Annotated in this window: 17 protein-coding genes; 11 read left to right on the forward strand and 6 right to left on the reverse strand. The window is 57.8% G+C overall.

Going from position 1 to position 19,731, the window contains the following annotated elements; translation table 11 throughout:
• Positions 1-25 precede the first annotated feature (25 nt).
• The 3 genes from R1T46_RS09915 to epmB all read right to left on the reverse strand — a co-directional run bounded on the left by R1T46_RS09915 (position 26) and on the right by epmB (position 5,344).
• Positions 26-2,113, reverse strand: a complete 2,088-nt coding sequence (locus tag R1T46_RS09915) for an EAL domain-containing protein (protein WP_036209690.1) — start codon at positions 2,111-2,113, stop codon at positions 26-28.
• Positions 2,114-2,272: 159 nt separating this feature from the next.
• Complete coding sequence (locus R1T46_RS09920; protein ID WP_317308130.1) at positions 2,273-4,075, reverse strand: GTPase; 1,803 nt, start codon at positions 4,073-4,075, stop codon at positions 2,273-2,275.
• 228 nt (positions 4,076-4,303) lie between these two features.
• Entirely contained in the window at positions 4,304-5,344 is a 1,041-nt protein-coding gene (gene epmB / locus R1T46_RS09925) for an EF-P beta-lysylation protein EpmB (RefSeq protein WP_317308131.1), read from the reverse strand.
• A gap of 45 nt (positions 5,345-5,389) precedes the next feature.
• Between epmB and efp the strand changes: the two genes are divergently transcribed.
• Positions 5,390-5,965, forward strand: coding sequence for an elongation factor P (efp, locus tag R1T46_RS09930; protein ID WP_317308132.1), 576 nt, complete (start codon positions 5,390-5,392; stop codon positions 5,963-5,965).
• An 11-nt stretch (positions 5,966-5,976) separates the two neighbouring features.
• Positions 5,977-6,951 carry an EF-P lysine aminoacylase EpmA gene (gene epmA, locus R1T46_RS09935; RefSeq protein WP_317308133.1) on the forward strand — a complete coding sequence of 325 codons (975 nt, stop codon included), beginning with the start codon at positions 5,977-5,979 and terminating at the stop codon, positions 6,949-6,951.
• Here epmA and asd read toward each other — a convergent pair.
• Complete coding sequence (asd, locus tag R1T46_RS09940; RefSeq protein WP_317308134.1) at positions 6,923-7,801, reverse strand: archaetidylserine decarboxylase; 879 nt, start codon at positions 7,799-7,801, stop codon at positions 6,923-6,925. The genes epmA and asd overlap by 29 nt on opposite strands.
• A 180-nt stretch (positions 7,802-7,981) precedes the next feature.
• Between asd and motA the strand changes: the two genes are divergently transcribed.
• Positions 7,982-8,833 (forward strand): flagellar motor stator protein MotA, encoded by an 852-nt coding sequence (gene motA, locus R1T46_RS09945; protein WP_041332403.1) that lies wholly within the window; start codon positions 7,982-7,984, stop codon positions 8,831-8,833.
• A gap of 29 nt (positions 8,834-8,862) precedes the next feature.
• Positions 8,863-9,822 carry a flagellar motor protein MotB gene (gene motB, locus R1T46_RS09950; RefSeq protein ID WP_317308135.1) on the forward strand — a complete coding sequence of 320 codons (960 nt, stop codon included), beginning with the start codon at positions 8,863-8,865 and terminating at the stop codon, positions 9,820-9,822.
• A gap of 5 nt (positions 9,823-9,827) precedes the next feature.
• On the opposite strand, the gene rsgA is transcribed toward motB, so the two are convergent.
• On the reverse strand, positions 9,828-10,883 hold the full coding sequence (gene rsgA, locus R1T46_RS09955) for a small ribosomal subunit biogenesis GTPase RsgA (protein ID WP_317308136.1): 1,056 nt from the start codon (positions 10,881-10,883) through the stop codon (positions 9,828-9,830).
• A gap of 228 nt (positions 10,884-11,111) precedes the next feature.
• On the opposite strand from rsgA, the gene orn reads away from it, so the two are divergent.
• Positions 11,112-11,654 (forward strand): oligoribonuclease, encoded by a 543-nt coding sequence (gene orn / locus R1T46_RS09960; protein WP_036209714.1) that lies wholly within the window; start codon positions 11,112-11,114, stop codon positions 11,652-11,654.
• Positions 11,655-11,671: 17 nt separating this feature from the next.
• Here orn and queG read toward each other — a convergent pair whose 3' ends face one another.
• Positions 11,672-12,736 (reverse strand): tRNA epoxyqueuosine(34) reductase QueG, encoded by a 1,065-nt coding sequence (gene queG, locus R1T46_RS09965; protein WP_317308137.1) that lies wholly within the window; start codon positions 12,734-12,736, stop codon positions 11,672-11,674.
• 155 nt (positions 12,737-12,891) lie between these two features.
• On the opposite strand from queG, the gene R1T46_RS09970 reads away from it, so the two are divergent.
• The 6 genes from R1T46_RS09970 to hfq are packed head-to-tail and all read left to right on the forward strand — an operon-like array spanning position 12,892 to position 19,629.
• Positions 12,892-14,463: an NAD(P)H-hydrate dehydratase gene (locus tag R1T46_RS09970; RefSeq protein WP_317308138.1), complete on the forward strand. Its 1,572-nt coding sequence runs from the start codon at positions 12,892-12,894 to the stop codon at positions 14,461-14,463.
• Positions 14,463-14,969 carry a tRNA (adenosine(37)-N6)-threonylcarbamoyltransferase complex ATPase subunit type 1 TsaE gene (gene tsaE / locus R1T46_RS09975; RefSeq protein WP_317308287.1) on the forward strand — a complete coding sequence of 169 codons (507 nt, stop codon included), beginning with the start codon at positions 14,463-14,465 and terminating at the stop codon, positions 14,967-14,969. Before R1T46_RS09970 ends, tsaE begins: the two co-directional genes overlap by 1 nt.
• A 43-nt stretch (positions 14,970-15,012) precedes the next feature.
• Positions 15,013-16,359, forward strand: a complete 1,347-nt coding sequence (locus R1T46_RS09980; protein WP_407070166.1) for an N-acetylmuramoyl-L-alanine amidase — start codon at positions 15,013-15,015, stop codon at positions 16,357-16,359.
• A 19-nt stretch (positions 16,360-16,378) separates the two neighbouring features.
• Positions 16,379-18,289 carry a DNA mismatch repair endonuclease MutL gene (gene mutL, locus R1T46_RS09985; protein WP_136633502.1) on the forward strand — a complete coding sequence of 637 codons (1,911 nt, stop codon included), beginning with the start codon at positions 16,379-16,381 and terminating at the stop codon, positions 18,287-18,289.
• Between the two features lie 7 nt (positions 18,290-18,296).
• A complete protein-coding gene (gene miaA / locus R1T46_RS09990) occupies positions 18,297-19,340 on the forward strand; it encodes a tRNA (adenosine(37)-N6)-dimethylallyltransferase MiaA (RefSeq protein WP_085679784.1) in 1,044 nt (347 codons plus the stop codon).
• Between the two features lie 40 nt (positions 19,341-19,380).
• Positions 19,381-19,629: an RNA chaperone Hfq gene (hfq, locus tag R1T46_RS09995; protein ID WP_007154829.1), complete on the forward strand. Its 249-nt coding sequence runs from the start codon at positions 19,381-19,383 to the stop codon at positions 19,627-19,629.
• Positions 19,630-19,731: the final 102 nt, after the last annotated feature.

The following is a 19,731-nucleotide window of genomic DNA, read 5'->3' on the forward strand; positions in this document are numbered from 1 at the left end:
ATGGAGGGGCATGCCGTGCAATTCTTCAGTGGTCGCCGAAGTCGTAGTTCATTTCCGGAACCGGCGCCTGCAAGTAATAACCCTGAATGTAGTTCACCCCGGCCTGCCACAGGGTTGCAAGCACGCTGGCGTTCTCGACCAGAGGCACGATGGTCAGCTTGCCTGCACTCTGCAGGCTCTTGACCATTTCCTTGACCTCTTCCTTGGCGTCGTCCTTCTTCTGAAGTTCTTCAGTAAAGGAACCGTCGATCTTCACGTAATCCACGTCGATATGCTTCAGGGTGTTGAACGGATTCAGGGCGCACCCGAACTGGCAGATCGAGACCTTGCAGTGCAGCTCGTGAACCGCCTTGGCAAACTCTTTGGCCTGTTTCATGTAGTTGTTGGCATCACCTTCGCGTATCTGGAAGATCAGTGAGTCGCCCGGCAGGCGAGCCGCCTTCAGGGCCACACTCAGCCAGGGGGTAAAGGTTTTGTCTTCCAGGGTCTCTGCCGTCACGTTCAGGAACAGGCGGGTATCGTGCCCGCGCGATCGATGGCTGGAAAGCTGCTTGATGGTCTGCAGAATCACCCAGCGGTCAATCTTGATAGCCATCTCCGAGGGGCCAACGGGCGGCAGGAAGTCGTACGGTGAGACTTCCTCGTTGTCCTTGTTCAACATCCTGACGAAGGCCTCGTAGTGTTCTTCACCCTCGCCGCGTAGATTGATAATGGGTTGGAAAAGCAGCTTGAAGCGATTGTCATCTAGGGCTTTCTGGATGGCATCGACCGAGTTGCTTTCATCCATGGCCTCGTAATCTGCCGGGTTGTACACCAGAACGCCGTTGCCCTGCTCATGGCCCGGCTTTTTCTTCAGCTCCGATGAGGCGGTGTGGGCCCGGCCCATCAGGTCCGGTGCCTTGGGTGCATTCTCGGTAATCGCGGCAACGCCGATGCTGAGAGTCAGTTGTACCGTGCGGCCGTTGATGTCGAACAGATGGTCTTCGACCTTCTTGCGAATGGCTTCACATTGCTCCGCCATGACTTTCTCTTCGCACGGTTGGCACAGCAGGCAGAAGGCGTCGTCGCTGAGGCGGGCGAGGACCATATTCTCAGGCGCCTGCTCCTTCAGCAGGGTAGCCAGGTCGCCAAGCATCAGGTCGGCGCCGGCAATGCCCACCTGGCCTTTCAGGCTCATGAAGTTGTCCAGGGCGATATAGGCCAGTGCACCAGTCTTGTTGTCCTTGCCAGCCGTCGCAATCGTTTGGCCCAAGGCATCCATCAGGTATTGACGGTTGAACAGGCCGGTTAGCAGGTCCTGGCTGCTGATCTGACGAATCTTCTCTTCCAGCTCCGCGTCGCTGTGCTCTGGCTGGATCACGATCTGGGTGCAGGTCTCACCATCATACGTCGCTGCGGATACCGACATGGTGACGCTGAGTTCCTGGTCGTCACTGCGGCGGGCGACGCAGTTCATGGTCATGCCATCCTCACCACTATCGGCGAAGGATTTCATGAACTCCTTGTATTTTTCCTGGCTTTCCGGTGTCAGTGTGTCGAGCACAGGGATGCAGATCAGGTCGTCGATGTCGTCGTAGCCCAGGAACTCCATGTACGATTGGTTGGCGTAGATGTGCATGCCATCGTTAATGTAGGCGATGGCGTCCTTGGAACTTTCCAGCAGAAGCTGGCAGCGTTGTTCAGATTCCCGTAGGTGGGATTCGAGAGTCCTGCGACGCCGCCGATCCTCCAGGGCGCTCAGCTCCCGGTTAACCACCAGCACCAACTGATCCGTGTTCTCGAACGGAACCGTGTCCTGTCCACCGGCTTTCATAATGGAGACTGTGCGCTCGCGATTGAATTCGCCGGTCAGGAGAACGAACGGAATGTCCTTGTCCAGGCGCCGAATCATCGCCAGGGCGCCATCCGCGCCGAACTCCTGTTCAACATCGTCGCGCGCTAAAAGCAGGTCCCAGTTACCCGTTTTCAGGGTTTCTTCAAGGTCTTCCTCGGACGTGATGCGATGGGCTCGCGTGGCTTTGCCCGAGTTTCGGAGCAGGCTGACCAGGGTCTCGGCGTCGTTCTGGGACGGATCAAGGATGAGCAGGTGTACGGTTGCGTTCTTTTTCTGCATTTCGTCAGATGTCTCGTGATACACGTTGGCTGTGCCGACACCTGTCGTAGAACTCAGAGCACGGGGCCGGCTTTCACTAACGCTGAATGATGCAGGGGTTACCGGTTAATAACAACCCTTCGGGCGGGTTCATAAGCGTCCGTTCACAGTAACGGTGCGCTATAGCGAGGGCCATAGCGAGTCGAACTCGTCTTCACTGGTGCCTGCCTCCGGCGGACTGCCGCCGGCTGGCGTTACACTGGCGCTCTGAAGCTTGAGTTCAAACTGACTGACACTGCCGGTCGCTGAAATCTTGCGGGACAGTGTGCCCTGATCTTCCCGACCGTCATGAAGCAATGAAATCCGGCTGCCGGACTGGAACGGAAGTCGCGGTGTGATTAGGGTTGCTGCCTGGTTAACGACGCTGATTTCCGGTAGCAAGAGGCCGCGCAGGTACTCGCTGCTGTTGCCAATTTTCTGAATCAGTCTTACGCCGCATGGCGCCGCACTGGGGGCCAAAAGCTCAATGCCAACCTGTGTGCCCTGGTTGCGAACCTGTCTTATCCAGCGCACAACCGCTACGCTCCAAGGGTGGTTTGACTGCTCGCGGACGCCGAGAACCTCGCCCGCCTGAAGGGAGGAGGGGACGTTGGTCTCCCACGCGGCGCAGTATCCGCCGGGACTGGTGTTCACCAGCAGTGCACGGTGGCGCTTGGGTTTTCTTCGATCACTTTCACTGTCTGGTGTGGCGCCAATACTGTTACGGAAGTTGATGGGCGTATCTGCCGATTGCAATGGCTCGTCGTTGGGCCCGGCGTCATGGGCGCCGGCCCAGGCATCCTGTTTCTGCCGGGACGAGCGCAGGAACAGGTTGTCGTCGCCGTTCTGGTTGTCGTTGCCGCTGACAAATTCGTTGAACGTTTTTTCGCCGGCCACGTAATAATGGGTTGCGGTCAGGCCTACGCATATCTCGAGCGTGCCCTGACTGGCAATGCGATTGAAGTTGCGCTTGGCAAGGATGCCGAGCGCCTGGCTCAGGTGAGTCAGAAGTGTGTCGCCAATGCGGGAGGGCAGCTCAAGTTCGCTGGACCCACCATCCCGTTTGTTGCGGGCGTGCAAGGCGTCCGTGATCTGTTCTGATAATTCCCGAGTGTCGAAGTTGTAGCAGTCGTTACCCGGCTTTTGTTCCAGCAGGCTGCGGTAGACCGGCGAGGTGTCCCGCTCCATGTTTACCACGAACAGGCTGTCGTTATCGGTTTCGGGCCCGCAGGAAACCAGGTGGGTCCAGTTCTCGAACAGCTCGTAAACCTGCGCCAACTCGCCTTGCCGGAGTTGATTGGGGCGGGCGCAGCCTAGCAGCAGGATGCGCTTGTAGCAGTCTTCCACGGAGCTTCCGCGGCGATGGGTCAGAGTATCGTCGTCGACGGACAGCCCCTGAATCTTGTTGCGATGGGCGAATCGGAAAAGTCGATGACATTCCAGCCAGCTTTGTGCGGGGCTGGGGCAGTAGAGTTGGTGGGCTCGCACGATGGTGGCAGCCAGTTCCGAAGTGGCGCGATGAATGGCCATCGCGACCGATTTTCGGTTTTTGTCCAGGCCGCCGTTGTCCAGGAATTCATGCACGCACAGTTTATAGCCACTGGCGGCATGAAGCTGAAGAGCCTGGGACAGGTTGGCAACCTTGCGCTGTTTTTCCGGTAGGGCAACGGCCAGGCCAAGGTAATGCCGGGACAGTTCGGAACAGACGAAGTGTATCTTTGGGCGAATCAGTTCCAGCAGTTGCAATCGCTGTTGTGGCGCGATGAACAGGTAGTTGAGTTCAATAATGGCATGATAGAGCTGTCGCGAAGCCTCGCCAATGTTCGCCATTGGCAACTGGTTTACCCAGTCCCTGAAGGCTTTTGGGGAAGTCTGGCAAAATGAGAGGCTTGCCGTCTTCTGTTCAGGAACACGGAGATCGGGCTTCAATATCATGCCTTCCATGCTTTCACGCCAATTGTCTGGACCACGGTAGGTACTCCGGGTTGCACTACGATCTGCAGGCGTACCTTATATTAACGCCTGCGTGTTTTAATCGGAAAACGCCGCCAATACAGCTTTTTATTGTTATCGCTTACTGCACTGTAAAATAGCAAACGCATAACAGAAAGCGAGAAAAGCACGAGTTGACAATGTTTAACAAGTAAATTTGGGCCAACTTTGCCAAATGCGTCACGCAAATAGGTCCAGCGGCGTTTTTCCGGGCCGGCCTGGAATCTCCCTGACGAGCCGTGGTATCAGAAAACCTGGCAGCGAGGTAATCAGTTGCCGGACCAGTTCCCTGGCCTTGTTGTCACTGACTTCGAAGTGATGGGCGCCGGCCACTGGGTCGAAAGCGTGGAGATAGTAAGGCAGCACGCCACACTCGAACAATCGCTCGCTGAGTTCTGCCAGCACGCTGGCATCGTCATTCACTCCTTTTAATATCACGCTCTGGTTCAGCAACGTGACGCCTGCGGCTTTCAGGCGCCCGAGAGCCTGTTGCGTGTCATTATCCAGTTCGGCCGGGTGATTGACATGGATGACGACGACAGCCTGCAGGCGTGAGCCCGAGAGCCACTTGATCAGCGAATCAGACACCCTTTGGGGGATGACAACCGGCAGTCGGGTATGGACTCTCAGCCTGCGGATGTGTGGGATGTCTGCCAATGCCTCGGCCCAGGCCGACAGCAGCCGGTCGTTCGCCACCAGCGGGTCGCCCCCGCTGAAAATCACTTCGTTTATGCGAGTGTCGTCGGAGAGGGCCTTGAGGGCCTGCGCCCTGTCCTCCGGCGACAGTCGGTGGTCCTCGTAGGGGAAGTGCCGGCGGAAGCAGTAGCGACAGTTAATGGCGCATTGCCCGGTCACCATTAACAGGGCTCGGCTATCGTACTTGCGAATCAGCCCGGTCGCTGGCATGGAGCCGCTTTCCTGGAGTGGGTCGGAGACGAACCCGGGATAGGTGTCTGCTTCGGACGATAAAGGTAGTACCTGACGTAACAGGGGATCGTCGGGATCGCCCTTCGTGATTCGATTCAGATAGGGTTCGGGTACCCGTATGGGGAACAATCGGTGGCCTTCGTCCGCGCCATGGAGCCAAGCTGCCGGGTCAAGGTCAAGCCGGCGCAGGAGGGCATCCGGCGTAGTGACGGACTCCGAGAGCAGTCGCTGCCAGCTGTGATCAGTGTGATCGACGGGGCGGGCTTCTATACGGGTGGCGGTTCGCTGTATCATAGCCACCTTCGAATTTTCAAAAGCATCGTTTCAGGTGATAATTTCATGGCTTCATATTCTACCAACGAATTCCGTGGCGGTCTTAAGGTTTTGCTGGATGGCGACCCCTGTATTATTCTCGAGAACGAATTCGTAAAGCCCGGTAAAGGGCAGGCGTTCAACCGGGTAAAACTGCGTAACCTGATGACCAATCGCCAGTGGGAGCGCACCTTCAAGTCCGGAGAGAGCCTGGAAGCTGCTGACGTGATCGATCTGGAAATGGAATACCTGTATACCGATGGCGAATTCTGGCACTTCATGAAAACCGACGGGTCCTTCGAGCAATTCCCGGCGGATACCAAGGCGGTCGGTGATGCTCTGAAGTGGCTGAAGGAGCAGGATGTGTATACCGTGACTCTCTATAACGGCGCGCCTCTGACAGTCTCCCCGCCCAACTTTGTCGAGTTGGAAGTGGTGGACACGGATCCGGGTATGAAAGGCGACACCGCCCAGGGTGGCTCCAAGCCGGCGACGCTTTCCACGGGTGCCGTTGTCAGCGTGCCACTATTTATCACCATTGGTGAAGTGCTCAAGGTGGACACTCGCTCCGGTGAATACGTCAACCGGGTCAAAAACAGCTGATTGGAGCCCTGGTGACTGACTCCCTTCAGTGGCGGCCCTCGGCTTCACAGGTGGCTCTTAAAAGCCGCGCACAACAGTTTGCCTGGGTGCGTGGCTTTTTTGCGCAACGTGATGTGATGGAAGTCGAGACGCCCGTGCTTGGCCGGCATGGTGTTACTGATATCAATATTGACAGTATCTCCGCGAATCCCGCCTCGATCGGAGTCCGCCCAGCGGGCGGGTGGCTGCAGACATCCCCGGAATATCACATGAAACGGATGCTGGCGGCTGGATCCGGCCCTATTTATCAGATCGCCCGGGTGTTTCGCGACGGTGAGTTCGGGCGGCGACACAACCCTGAGTTTTCCCTGCTTGAATGGTACCGGCCCGGTTTTACGGATGTCGATCTGATGGAAGAGGTCTCCGAGTTGGTTTGTGGCTGGCTGGGTTGTGAGCCGCCACGCACCATGGATTATCGCGATGCGTTTGTCCGGTTCGCGGGTATTGATCCGTTTTTGGCCGGTAATGACGAGTTGTCAGAGCGTTGCGAACAATGGATGGAACCATCCCAGCTGGATGGCCTCTCTCGTGACGATTATCTGGATCTGCTGATGAGCTCTCAGGTGGAGCCGGCACTGGCGGGCGTTGGGCCGGTATTCGTGACCGGTTATCCGGAGTCCCAGGCTGCACTGGCCCGTGTGTCTGAACGGTCCGGGGTGCGGCAGGCTCATCGTTTCGAGCTCTACGTGGGCGGTGTGGAGCTGTGCAATGGCTACTGGGAACTGACCGATCCCGACGAGCAGAGGCGTCGGTTTGAGGCGGACAACCAGGCTCGCCGCAGAGTGGGAAAGCCCGAGATGCCCATCGACCAGGCGTTCATTGCGGCCCTGGAGTCGGGGGTGCCCGATTGTTCCGGAGTGGCCTTGGGCCTGGACCGCCTGTTGATGCTGAAGTTGGGGCTTGATGAGTTGTCCGGCGTTATTGCGTTCCCGGCTGACCGGTGTTGATGTCGCCGAAAGCTTCACCCATACGCACCGTACCGCCTGCTACCTGATTGGCGTTCCATTTCACAGCGCCCTTGGGCATAACCATGATCACCGTTGAGCCCAGGCGGAACCGTCCCATTTCCTCGCCTTTTTCAAACTGGATGGGTGTTTTGAGGCTGTCATAGCGACTCTCGGAAACCTCACCCCCGCTGGGTGCCACGACGCCGGCCCAGGTCGTCTCGACACTGCCCACGATCATTGCGCCGACCAGCACCACGGCCATTGGGCCTGCTGGGGTGTCGAATAGACAGGCAACCCGCTCATTTCGGGCGAACAGGTTGGGCACGTTCTCCGCGGTGGTCGGGTTGACGGAAAACAGCTTGCCGGGAACGTACACCATTTCCCGGAGCGTGCCGGCCAGCGGCATATGAATGCGGTGATAGTCCTTAGGGGAGAGGTAGATGGTGGCGAATTCGCCATCGGTAAAGCTTGCCGCCCGCTCCTCATCGCCACCGAGCAGTTCGTTGAGGCTGAAGGACTGGCCCTTGGCCTGGAATACCCGATCATTGCTGACTTGACCCAGTTGGCTGATGGCGCCGTCAACGGGACTGACCAGAGTGCTTTCTCGCTCGTCCACGGGCCTCAGGCCGGGTTTCAGGGCGCGGGTAAAAAAGGCGTTGAAGCTTGCATAGGCCGCTGGGTCCGGTTCCAGCGCTTCGTTCATATTGACGCCATAGCGGCCGATGAACCACTTCACCACACGATCCTTTAGCCCGGACATGCTTTCATTGTCCGCAAGTCGGCCCGCAAGGCGTGAAACCGCGAGTTGCGGCGTTATGTACTGGCTCATTACAAACAGCTTGTCGAACATTGGAAAGTGATCCTTGGCGCTCAAAGGCGCGAAGTTTAACAAATCGCGGGGTGTGTATAGAAATTGTTTCATATCTTCGCGGTTCGGTCCGCTGCTTGCTATTATCTGTGCAGGCCGGCCAGGTGGCTCCGCTTCAGGCGCCTAGCCTGACAGAAATCATAGAAGGTGTGTTCTCAATCCATGCTACTCATAATCGGTGCAGTCATTGTCATTGCCAGCGTCCTCGGGGGTTATGTCCTCCATGGTGGTAATCTTCTGGTGTTATGGCAGCCCACGGAAATACTTATTATCGGCGGCGCTGCGGTCGGATCCTTTGTCATCGCCAATCCTCTGCATACAGTCAAGGAAGTTGGCCGGGGCGTTCTGGGTCAGCTCACCGGTTCGTCCTTCAATAAGTCCTTTTACATGGATTTGCTCAGCCTCATGTACGAGATTTTCGACAAATCCAGAAAGCAGGGTGTGATGGCTATCGAAGAAGACATCGACAATCCGGAGTCAAGCCAAATCTTCAGCCGCTACCCGGCCATCATGAAATCCAAGTACCTGCTCGCCTTTATTACCGATTATCTTCGCATCATCAGTTCGGGGAACATGGCGACCCATGAGCTGGAAGGCATGATGGAGAATGAGATCGAAAGCCGCCAGCATGAACTTGAAGAGCCCGCCCATGCGGTAAATAAGATAGCGGATGCACTTCCGGGCCTGGGGATTGTTGCCGCTGTGCTGGGTATCGTTGTTACCATGAACTTTTTAAGCGAAGGGCCTGAGAGGATTGGTCTGAGCGTGGCAACGGCCCTTGTGGGTACGTTCCTTGGTATCTGGATGGGGTATGGCTTCGTAGGGCCCACGTCAATTGCCATGGAGCATGCAGCCCGGTATGAACTCAAGGCCTATGAGTGTGTGAAGTCAGCGATTGTCGCGACGGTATCGGGCCAGGCGCCGCAGATGGCCATCGAGTTCGGCCGCAAGGCCCTGCCGTCGGATAAGCGTCCCGGGTTTCAGGAACTCAACGACCACGTGCGTTCAAAATAGTCTGAGCAAGAGCCGTCAGGAGCAGTTTCTTGGAAGAACAGCCAATCATCGTAAAGAGAAAAAAGAAAGTTGCGGCTGGGCACCACGGCGGTTCATGGAAAGTGGCCTTCGCCGATTTCGCCACCGCCATGATGGCGTTTTTTCTCGTACTCTGGCTCACCGCCACGGCGTCTCCGGAACAGATTCGTGCCGTCGAGGGCTACTTCAAGGATCCGGTGGGATTCACTGAAGGTGGGTCTCCCAACCCGGTTGATCTTGAGGGCAGCGCTTCGGTGATCAACGAAAGCAGCGAGGACATCGAGCGCAGCGATATCCAGATTGAAGACCAGGTTGTTGAGGAGTTGGCACAGACCCTGGAGCAGCAGCAGATGGAAGAGTTGTTTCAGGACCTGAAGGAACGCATTGAGCAGAATGAAACCCTTCAGGAGTTCAAGGACCAACTGCTGATCGACATCACCAGCGAAGGGTTGCGCATCCAGATTGTTGATCGCTCACAGCGTCCCATGTTCGACAGTGGCCGCGCCGAGCTCAAGTACTACTCGCAGGATATCCTGTTCGAACTTGCCAAGACGCTTAGCACGGTCAACAACAAGCTGAGCATTACCGGCCATACGGACTCGACACCATTCAGTGGCCGCCCGGGCTACACCAACTGGGAGTTGTCGGCGGACCGAGCCAACACAGCCCGCAGGGCGCTGGTCGCCGGTGGTGTCAGGCCGCAGCAGATTGGCCGGGTAGTGGGCCTGAGTGACTCCGTGCTGTTTGATCAGGACGACCCGCAGGCGCCGGTTAATCGCCGTATATCCATCATCGTGATGAACAAAAAGACGGCGGCTGGCATCCAGAGCAATGCCGGCCGATCAGGGGAGCCACTGATTGACCTGACCGCTCCCTCCGAAGAGGAGCAGCAGGAAGCCATGAAACGGCTGGAGGAGGGTAGCTGGGCGGAAGAGAAGGAAGAACCCAAGCCGGGCGAGCTGAATTGGTAAGCTGTTCAGTCGACCTTCAGGCCTCGGGACTGCTGTTCCGCCATATCCTGCAAAATCCGGTTAAAGCTTTTCAGCCGCTCTGTACTGATGCGGCCGTCTTCAGCGGCCTGCGCAATGGCGCAGCCGGGATCGCCCATGTGGCTGCAGTTGCGGAACTTGCAGTGACCGATCAGGTCGCGGATCTCCCGAAAGCCGTACTCGATCTCCTGCGGTGTCATGTGCCACAGCCCGAACTCCCGGATACCTGGCGAATCGATGAGATCGCCTCCGCAGTCGAGGTGAAAAAGCTTGGCGGTGGTGGTGGTGTGAACCCCTTTCCCGGTGCTTTCCGAGACCGCGCCTACCCGGATTGACGCTTCCGGCAATAACGTCTGGATAATGGACGATTTGCCAACTCCCGATTGGCCCACGAATACGCTGGTCTGGCCTTTTACCAGGTCTTCAACCCTCACCGCCTGCTCACCCTCCAGGGTTTTGGCGGAGGTGCGTTCTATTCGATATCCGAGCTTTTCGTAACGAGCCAGCAGTTGGTCGATTGCTTCCCGATTCTGGTCAGTCACCAGGTCGGTCTTGTTGAGCAGGATGATGACCGGAATATCCGTACTCTCTGCTGCCACCAGGTAGCGGTCGATCAGGTTGTCGTGGGGTTCCGGTTCAGAGGCAATCACCAGGATGATGTAGTCGATATTGGCAGCGACGGGTTTGAGCGCGCCGAAGTTGTCGGGCCGCTGGAGCAGGGTATGACGGTCGCAGCGCGCCACGATGACGCCGGTATTGTCGCTGCCAGGGCGCCAGATCACCTTGTCGCCAGTCACCAGGCTGTCGATATTCGCTCTCACGAAACAACGCAGCACCTTGCCGGTGTCTTCCCCCTCCAGGGCTTCCACGTCGAGTTGCTGCCCGTAGTGAGCGATAACAAGGCCCTGTTGTTCTGGCCCCAGGTCGCCCGCGTCCAGCTTTTCGCTGATGGATTCTTCTTTCTTCGCCGCCCGTGCAGCCCGCTCTTGCTGAATTTTCTTGATGCGCCACTGCTGCTGCTTGTTAAGTCGACGTTTAGCCATATCGTGGGTCGGTTAATTCCTGCTGGGAAATGGTGATTGCTGTAACATCATACGTGATTCATCCACAATAGGCAGACTATGTGCAGCAACGGCCGGGCAGGGCTTCCCGGGAGACGCTACGAGCACGTCCATGTGCGCTTGACTGAAGCCATCCATGGCTTCAGACACTCCCGGGAAGCCCTGCCCGGCCGTTGCCCGAATCACGAGTTAACCGCTGGAGACCAATGAATGCCAGAAGCCAACTATCTTGTCTGGATTGACCTGGAAATGACGGGGTTAGACCCGGAAAAAGAGCGGATCATCGAGATAGCAACCATCGTTACGGATTCTGAATTGAACACGATTGAAGAAGGGCCGGTGATTGCCGTTCACCAATCAGACAAACTGCTCAGTGAAATGGACGAGTGGTGCACGCGGACCCATGGCGAAAGCGGACTGACCCAGCGGGTGAAGGACAGTAAGTACGGCGAGATCGATGCCGAACAGAAAACCCTGGAATTCCTGCAGCGGTATCTCGAGCCGGGGCAGTCACCATTATGTGGCAACAGCATCGGCCAGGATCGTCGTTTCCTGGTGAAGTACATGCCGGAACTGGAAGCCTTCTTTCACTACCGCAATCTGGATGTGAGTACCATCAAGGAGCTGGCCAGGCGCTGGCGGCCGGATGTGCTGGACGGGGTGAAGAAGAAAGGCAGTCACCTGGCGTTGGACGATATCCGCGACTCCATAGAGGAGCTGCGGCATTACCGGGAACACTTTTTCCAACTTTAGGCCGCGGCGCTTTCAAGCTATAGGCCGTGCCTGCGAAGGGCCCAGTGCACATGCTCCCGAACCATCTCTGACGGAAAGTCAGCCCGCTGTTTTAGGGCCTCGATCACTGGGATGGTTGAAGGCGCATTGCCAAGGCCCACCGCCAGGTTCCTTAGCCAACCCTCGTAACCGGTGCGGCGGATGGCGGAGCCTTCAGTGCGTTTGAGGAATTGTTCTTCCGTCCAGAGGAACAGCGTAGCCAGTTCGCTGTTGTCCAGGCCATGGCGGGGCTGGAAGTCTTTTTCCGCCGTTGGCTTGCTGAACTTGTTCCAGGGGCAGACCAGTTGGCAGTCGTCACAACCGAACACGCGGTTACCCATTTTGGGCCGCAGTTCTTCCGGAATGCTGCCCTTGAGTTCAATGGTGAGGTAGCTGATGCATTTGCGGGCATCGAGTTTGTGGGGGCCTTCAAAGGCATCTGTGGGGCAGATGTCCAGGCACGCGGCGCAACTGCCGCAATGTTCCTTTTCAAACGGTTCGTCCAGCGGTAATGGCGCGCTGGTGAAGATTTCTCCGAGGAAGAAAAACGACCCCGCTTTTGGATGAATCAGCATGTTGTTCTTGCCAATCCAGCCCAGGCCCGCGCGCTGGGCAAGGGCCCTTTCGAGCACAGGAGCGCTGTCTACGAAAGCTCTGTAATCGTATCCCGATACTGCCTCGTCAATGCGTTTTGCCAGGGTCGCCAGTCGTTTGCGCATCAGCTTGTGATAGTCACGCCCAGTGGCATAGCGGGTAATGTAGGCCTTCTCGGGGTTAGTGAGTATTCGCCCCGGGTTATCGGGCGCAGGCAGGTAGTCCAGCCGCACGGAAATGACTCTTTGCGTTCCTTCCACCAGTGAGGTGGGGGTATAGCGTTTGTCGCCATGATCTTCCATATACGACATTTCGCCGTGAAAACCTTTGCGGAGCCAGTCCTTCAGGCGAGCTCCGTGAGCACCGGTGTCCGGGAGGGTAATGCCAACATCACTAAAGCCCAGTTCCCGGGCCCAGGATTGGATATGTTCCGGCAGATGTTCGAAGTTTTGGTCAATCGATTCGGTCATGGAATGCCAGTCGAGTGGCGGCCGGTTTTCCCGGCGGCCCGAAGGGTAACGAAGTTTAATTTGATTAAGTTATGACCTTTTCCACTGTTTTGCTATTCTTTACAGGTATCTGGCCATTTTTCTTAATCCGAATTCTTTAGCGGGAGCCGACTTTCATGCCCCTGTCTGGTGGTCATAGTTTACCAGAAGACCTCTACTCCGCCGATGCGGTGAGGGAGATTGATCGCTATGTGATTGATCAGCAAGGGGTTGACGGATTTGACCTGATGCAGGCCGCCGCCGCCGGTGCGTTTCGCAGGCTGGTACGCAACTGGCCTGAGCCGGGCAGGGTCCTGGTACTGTGTGGTTCTGGCAACAATGGCGGTGACGGCTATCTGGTGGCGGCCAATGCCGTACGCCATGGTTTGGATGTGGACTGTATCGCCGTTGCGCCGACGGGGAAGCTGTCTGGTGATGCCCGCAAGGCCTGGCAAAAATCCGTGGCCGATGGAGTAAAAGTGCGGGAACTAGCGGATCTTGGTAACGACAATGCGCAGCGGTCAGTTGCCAGCGCCGGGTTAATCGTGGATGCCCTGCTGGGAACTGGCGTAACGGGCGCTCCCAGAGAGCCCTTTGCGACTATTATCGACGCGTGTAACGAGGCGCTCGCGCCCGTTATGGCGATTGATTTGCCGTCCGGGCTGAACGCAACCACCGGAGCGGTGGCCGGACAGGCGATACGGGCTGATGCAACAGTGACCTTTATTGGGCTCAAGGCTGGCCTGTTTACGGGGCAGGGGGTCGAATGTGGGGGGGGCATCCTGTTCGAGTCTCTGGATACCGATGACTGGGCCTCCGAGAGCGGTCAGCAGCCTTTGGCTCGCCGGGTTGACTGGCAGTCGATCCGTTCGGTCATCCCCAGGCGACCAAGAACCGCGCACAAGGGGCGTTTCGGGCATGTGCTCGTGGTGGCCGGGGACCGGGGGTTTGGTGGTGCCGGCCTATTGGCAGCCGAAGCAGCTGCAAGAACCGGGGCTGGACTGGTTACCCTGGCCACGCGCCCGGAATACGTCTCACCGGCTCTCGCTCGCTGCCCATCGGTCATGGTGCAGGGGCTGATTCATGGTTCTGAACTGCCGCCGTTGATTGAAGCGGCGGATGTCATAGTCTGTGGTCCGGGCATCGGCCAGGGCGCCTGGGGGCAGCAGATGCTCCAGCAGGTCGTTGCGAGCGGTAAGCCAAGGGTGCTCGATGCAGACGCGCTCAACCTGATGGCCTCAAGGGTGGCGCAGCCGGCACACAATCATATTCTTACCCCGCATCCCGGAGAGGCTGCGCGGCTTCTGGCGTGTGATGTGGCGGAAATTGAAGAGGATCGTATAGGCGCTGCCGGGCGAATCTCTCAGATGTTTGGCGGAGTTGTGCTGCTTAAGGGTGCCGGCACGGTGGTGGCAGGCGGAGGCGCAATGCCGGACATTGTCAGCGGCAGTAATCCTGGCATGGCGACCGGTGGCATGGGGGATGTTCTTTCGGGCGTGCTGGGTAGTTTGTATGCGCAGTTGGGAGATGCCCGTGCTGCAGCGTCGGCAGGGGCTGCATTGCATCTGGCGGCTGCGGACCTCGCGTCGGAAACCCGCGGTTATATGGGGCTACTGCCGATGGACGTTATTGAGGCCCTATCACAGGTATTGGTGGATTCTGAGCGCCGGCCGGATCGTCGTTCGGTTGGCGTCGGTGGAGACGAATGATGGACGTTGCAGAGCAGAATCTCTCACTGTTTCTTGAGGATGAGATGGCAACGGAAAACCTTGGAAGGGGGCTCGCTACGGTTGTGGTTCAGGCCGGACAGGGAGTCACAGTGTTTCTCGAGGGCAATCTGGGTACGGGGAAGACAACCCTGAGCCGTGGAGTCATGCGTGGTCTTGGCCATGAAGGGGCTGTTAAAAGTCCGACCTACACCATTGTGGAGCCATACGAGCACCTGAGCCCTCCGGCTTACCACTTCGACCTTTACAGGTTGGGTGATCCGGAGGAGCTGGAATACATGGGGATACGTGATTACTTTCAGGGCCAGAGTCTTTGTTTGATTGAGTGGCCCGAGCGGGGGCAGGGAATCCTTCCGGATCCCGACCTTTGGATACGCTTGAGTGTCAGTGGAGATGGGCGTAAAGCGCTTGTCTCGGCGGCAACGACTGTGGGCGAAGGGTTGCAGGCCAGGCTTGCCGCAATGCCGTTGTCGAGTCATCGAGGTTAATTATGTGTGATCAGTGCAGGTGGGCAGGAAAATGATGGCAAGAATGTTCTCCAGATGGTGCCTGGCCGGTAGTGTAATGCTGACGCTGTTGTTTCCTACGGCAGCAATGGCGGGCGTTAACGTGGAAGGCGTGAGGATCTGGCCCGCGCCGGACCATACCCGGCTGGTGCTGGATGTTGCCGACAAGATTGGTCACAAGGTGTTTGCCCTGTCCGGGCCTTCGCGCCTGGTGATTGACCTTGAGAACACGACGCTCAAGGCCGATTTTGACAAGCTCGATCTCTCGGGCAGTCCCGTAAAGCGTATCCGCAGCGCCCCGCGCAACGGTAATGATCTTCGGGTAGTGCTCGATCTGAAGAGTGACATCAAGCCGCGCAGCTTTCAGCTCGAACCCAATCAGCAGTACGGTCACCGGTTGGTCGTCGACCTGATCGACGAAGGTGGCCTGAAGGCTCGAAAGCCTTCGGAGCCAACTGTCACCGAAAACGCCAACGGCAAGCGGGATATTATTGTGGTGGTTGATGCCGGCCACGGCGGCGAGGACTCGGGAGCAATCGGCCCTCGTGGCACCCGTGAAAAAGATGTGGTGCTCAAAATGTCGAAAACCCTGGCGGAACTGATTGACGCCAAGCCGGGTTATACCGCGAAGCTCACCCGCACCGGCGACTATTACATCGATCTGCGCAGCCGCACGGTGCTGGCCAGAAAACACAATGCCGACCTGTTCGTATCGGTTCATGCCGATGCATTTCGCACGCCGCAGCCTCGTGGTGCTTCAGTGTTTGCATTGTCACAGCGGGGTGCGACCAGTGAAACCGCCCGCTGGCTGGCAAAGACCGAGAACCGTTCCGACCTGATAGGGGGCGCCGGTGGTGTGTCTCTCGACGGCCGTGATGACATGCTGGCCGGAGTGCTGCTGGATCTGTCCATGACCGCCAGTATCAATTCCAGCCTGGGAGTCGGGGACTCCATCCTCGGCAGGCTTGGCAACGTTGCCGAGCTCCACAAGAAAGGCGTTGAGCAGGCTGCGTTTGCGGTGCTGAAATCACCGGATATTCCATCGGTTCTCGTTGAGGCGGGATTCATCTCGAACCCGAAGGAAGAGCAGAACCTTTCCAGTGCCTGGTATCGTGAAAAACTGTCCCAGGCGGTGTTTCGGGGTATCGATGACTACTTCCAGAAAACGCCCCCGCCAGGCACGTTGCTGGCGTGGCAGAAGCAGAACGGCCGTGGCGATGGCAGTGTCAGTCAGTACCGGATTCGCCGGGGGGATACGCTCTCAGGTGTCGCTCGGGAGAACCAGACAACCGTCAGCGAACTGATGCAGTATAACGGCCTCAATGATGACCGTGTTATGGTAGGGCAAACCATTCGTATTCCTGCATCCTGACACGAGGTCCCCTGGTAACATGCCCTCCATTCGATTACTCACGCCCCGCCTGGCCAACCAGATTGCTGCCGGTGAGGTGGTTGAGCGCCCGGCTTCGGTCGTGAAAGAACTGGTAGAAAATGCGCTCGATGCCGGTGCCCGCCGGGTCGATATCGAGGTGGAGCAGGGGGGTGTCAAGCTGATCCGGGTACGTGACGACGGCATGGGCATAGACGAGACGGACCTTCCCCTTGCGCTCAGCCGTCATGCCACCAGCAAGATTGAAAATCTCGAAGACCTCGAAGCAGTGGCGTCCCTTGGTTTCCGGGGGGAGGCCCTGGCCAGTATCAGTTCCGTTTCCAGGCTGGCACTGACATCACGCACAGAGCGCCAGGAGGCGGCCTCAAAGGTAGAAGTGGAAGGGCGCGACATGGACGCCAGTATTTCCCCGGCGGCCCATCCGGTGGGCACGACGGTGGAAGTCCGGGACCTGTTCTTTAACACGCCCGCCCGACGCAAGTTTCTCCGTACGGAGAAGACCGAGTTCAACCATGTTGAAGAATGCATTCGCCGCCAGGCCCTGAGCCGTTTCGACACCGGTTTTACGCTTCGACATAACCAGCGTGTGGTCCAGAGCCTCAGGCCGGCTGAGAATCCGCTGGACCGGGAGCGGCGGATTGGCTCTCTATGCGGTCAGCAGTTTATCGACAACGCCGTGGTGATTGATGCTGAGGCTACGGGATTGAAACTTTGGGGTTGGGTTGCCCTGCCGACCTTTTCCCGCAGTCAGGCGGATTTGCAGTACTTTTTTGTCAACGGGCGGGTGATACGGGACCGGCTGGTAGCGCATGCCGTGCGCCAGGCTTATCGGGATGTGCTTTACAACAACCGTCACCCGGCGTTCGTGTTGTATCTGGAGGTTGATCCCGCGAACGTGGACGTGAATGTTCACCCCACCAAGCACGAAGTGCGTTTCCGCGATGGGCGCCTGGTTCACGATTTTATTTTCCGGACGCTTCACAAGGCGCTGGCAGATGTGCGCCCGGATGATCATCTCAAGGGAGCGGTAGCCCAGTCCCACGGTCGGGAGGCCGGTACGGCAACCGGTGGTTTTGGCGTTCAGGCTGCCATGCCGGGTGTCAATCACCAGCCCGCCTCCGATCCGTTTGCAGGTTCCGGCGGCAGCCCGCAGCATGCCGGGTTCTCAGGGAGCCCGAGGCCCCCGCAGCCTGAATGGCAGGCCCGCGATCAGATGGCGTTCTACCAGTCCCTGAACGAGGGCGGTGGAACCGGGGCGCAGCCCGCGATGGCCGACACCGGTGATCTGGCCGTTGCGGCGCCTACGCCACCGCAGGACAGCGGTGATGAGCCGCCGCTTGGCTACGCCATTGCCCAACTGCACGGAATTTATATCCTGGCTCAGAGCCGTCAGGGCATGATCGTGGTGGATATGCACGCGGCCCATGAACGTATTACCTATGAGCGTATGAAGCGTGCGCTGGAGGCGCAGGACCTCAAGAGTCAGCCGCTGCTGGTGCCGGTTTCCCTGGCTGTCAGCCAGAAAGAGGCGGCATTGGCCGAGACTCATGGTGAAGAGCTTTTGCAGTTGGGATTGAGGGTGGAGCGCATTGGCCCCGAAACTCTCGCTGTGCGGCAGGTGCCTGCGCTGTTGCGGGGGGCGGACACCGAGCAATTGGTTCGGGATGTGCTGTCTGACCTGATTGAGAACGGCGAAAGCGACCGTGTGGAGGCGGTGATACATGAGTTGCTTGGTACCATGGCATGTCATGGTTCCGTGCGTGCCAATCGGCAACTGACCATTCCGGAAATGAATACCCTGTTGCGGGACATGGAGGCCACCGAGCGCAGTGGTCAGTGCAACCATGGTCGGCCCACCTGGACTGTGGTCACCCTCTCGGAGCTGGACAAATTATTCCTGCGCGGGCGTTAACACCGGTATGACGGCATCAACCGCTAAAGGCACCAAGCCCCTGGCCATATGCCTGATGGGCCCGACTGCCTCGGGCAAGACCGACCTGGCCATCGAGCTCTGTCGCCACCTGCCCTGCGATATCATCAGTGTTGATTCGGCGATGATCTACCGGGGTATGGATATTGGAACCGCCAAGCCCTCGCACGAGGAGCTCTCCCAGGCGCCACACCGGTTAATTGATATCTGCGACCCGGCGGAAACATACTCGGCAGCGGACTTCCGTCGCGATGCCCTGCGTGAAATGAACGACATTGTGTCAGCGGGGCGGATTCCGTTGTTGGTGGGTGGCACCATGATGTACTTCAAGGCATTGCTGCATGGTATGTCCAACCTGCCGTCTGCTGATCCAGTCGTCCGGGAGGCCCTTGAGCAGGAGGCGAAGGAGCGAGGCTGGGGTGCCCTTCACCAGGAGCTGGAGCGACAGGACCCTGTGGCGGCGGGTCTCATTCATCAGAATAACCGGCAGCGACTTATTCGGGCACTTGAGGTGATTCGTCTGACGGGACGGCCGATTTCCTCAATATGGCAGGACAAGGCGAGCAGAGGCCAGGCAGAGAACCGTCAGAACAGCGATGGCATTGAGGATTACACCTATTTCACCCAATGGCAGGCAGACGAATCGCCGTCTCTTCCGTATACTGTAGTGCAGCTTGCGATGGCTCCCGCCGAGAGGCGGGTGCTCCATGAAAGAATAGCCCTGCGTTTCAACGCCATGCTGAATGCGGGTTTTCTTGATGAGGTCAGGGCGCTGAAGGCCAGGGGTGATCTGAATGCTGGCCTGCCCTCCATGCGTTGTGTCGGATATCGTCAGGGCTGGGCACATCTGGCCGGTGATTATGATTACGACACCATGGTGGACAAGGGCGTTGCTGCTACCCGGCAGCTTGCCAAGCGACAGCTGACCTGGTTGCGAAAGTGGTCCGATGTGGACTGGTTGGATAGTGGCGACAAACTTATGTCCGACACTGCCTTGAAAATTATTGAGTTTCGCACCACATTTAACAATTGAAGTTGACGATCTGCCTTTACTTATAAACAGGAGAAAACACATGTCAAAAGGGCACTCTCTACAAGACCCTTACCTTAATGCATTACGCAAGGAACGCATTCCGGTTTCCATCTTTCTGGTCAATGGTATCAAGCTTCAGGGCCAGATCGAGTCTTTTGACCAGTTCGTGATTTTGCTGAAAAACACTGTCAGCCAGATGGTCTATAAGCATGCCATTTCCACTGTGGTGCCCGCGCGGAACGTTCGTATTCCGCCACAGGCTCCGGGCGGAGAAGAATCTGAAGACTGATTTATCCGGGCACACCGGTGTTGTCACCCGCGCTCCCGAAGGGCCCGAAAAGGCTCCCAGGGCCGCGGGTGTTTGTTTTGGTGACAGGTGCAGCCTGACTGA

It is taken from the genome of Marinobacter salarius, from assembly GCF_032922745.1.
Taxonomy (GTDB): domain Bacteria; phylum Pseudomonadota; class Gammaproteobacteria; order Pseudomonadales; family Oleiphilaceae; genus Marinobacter.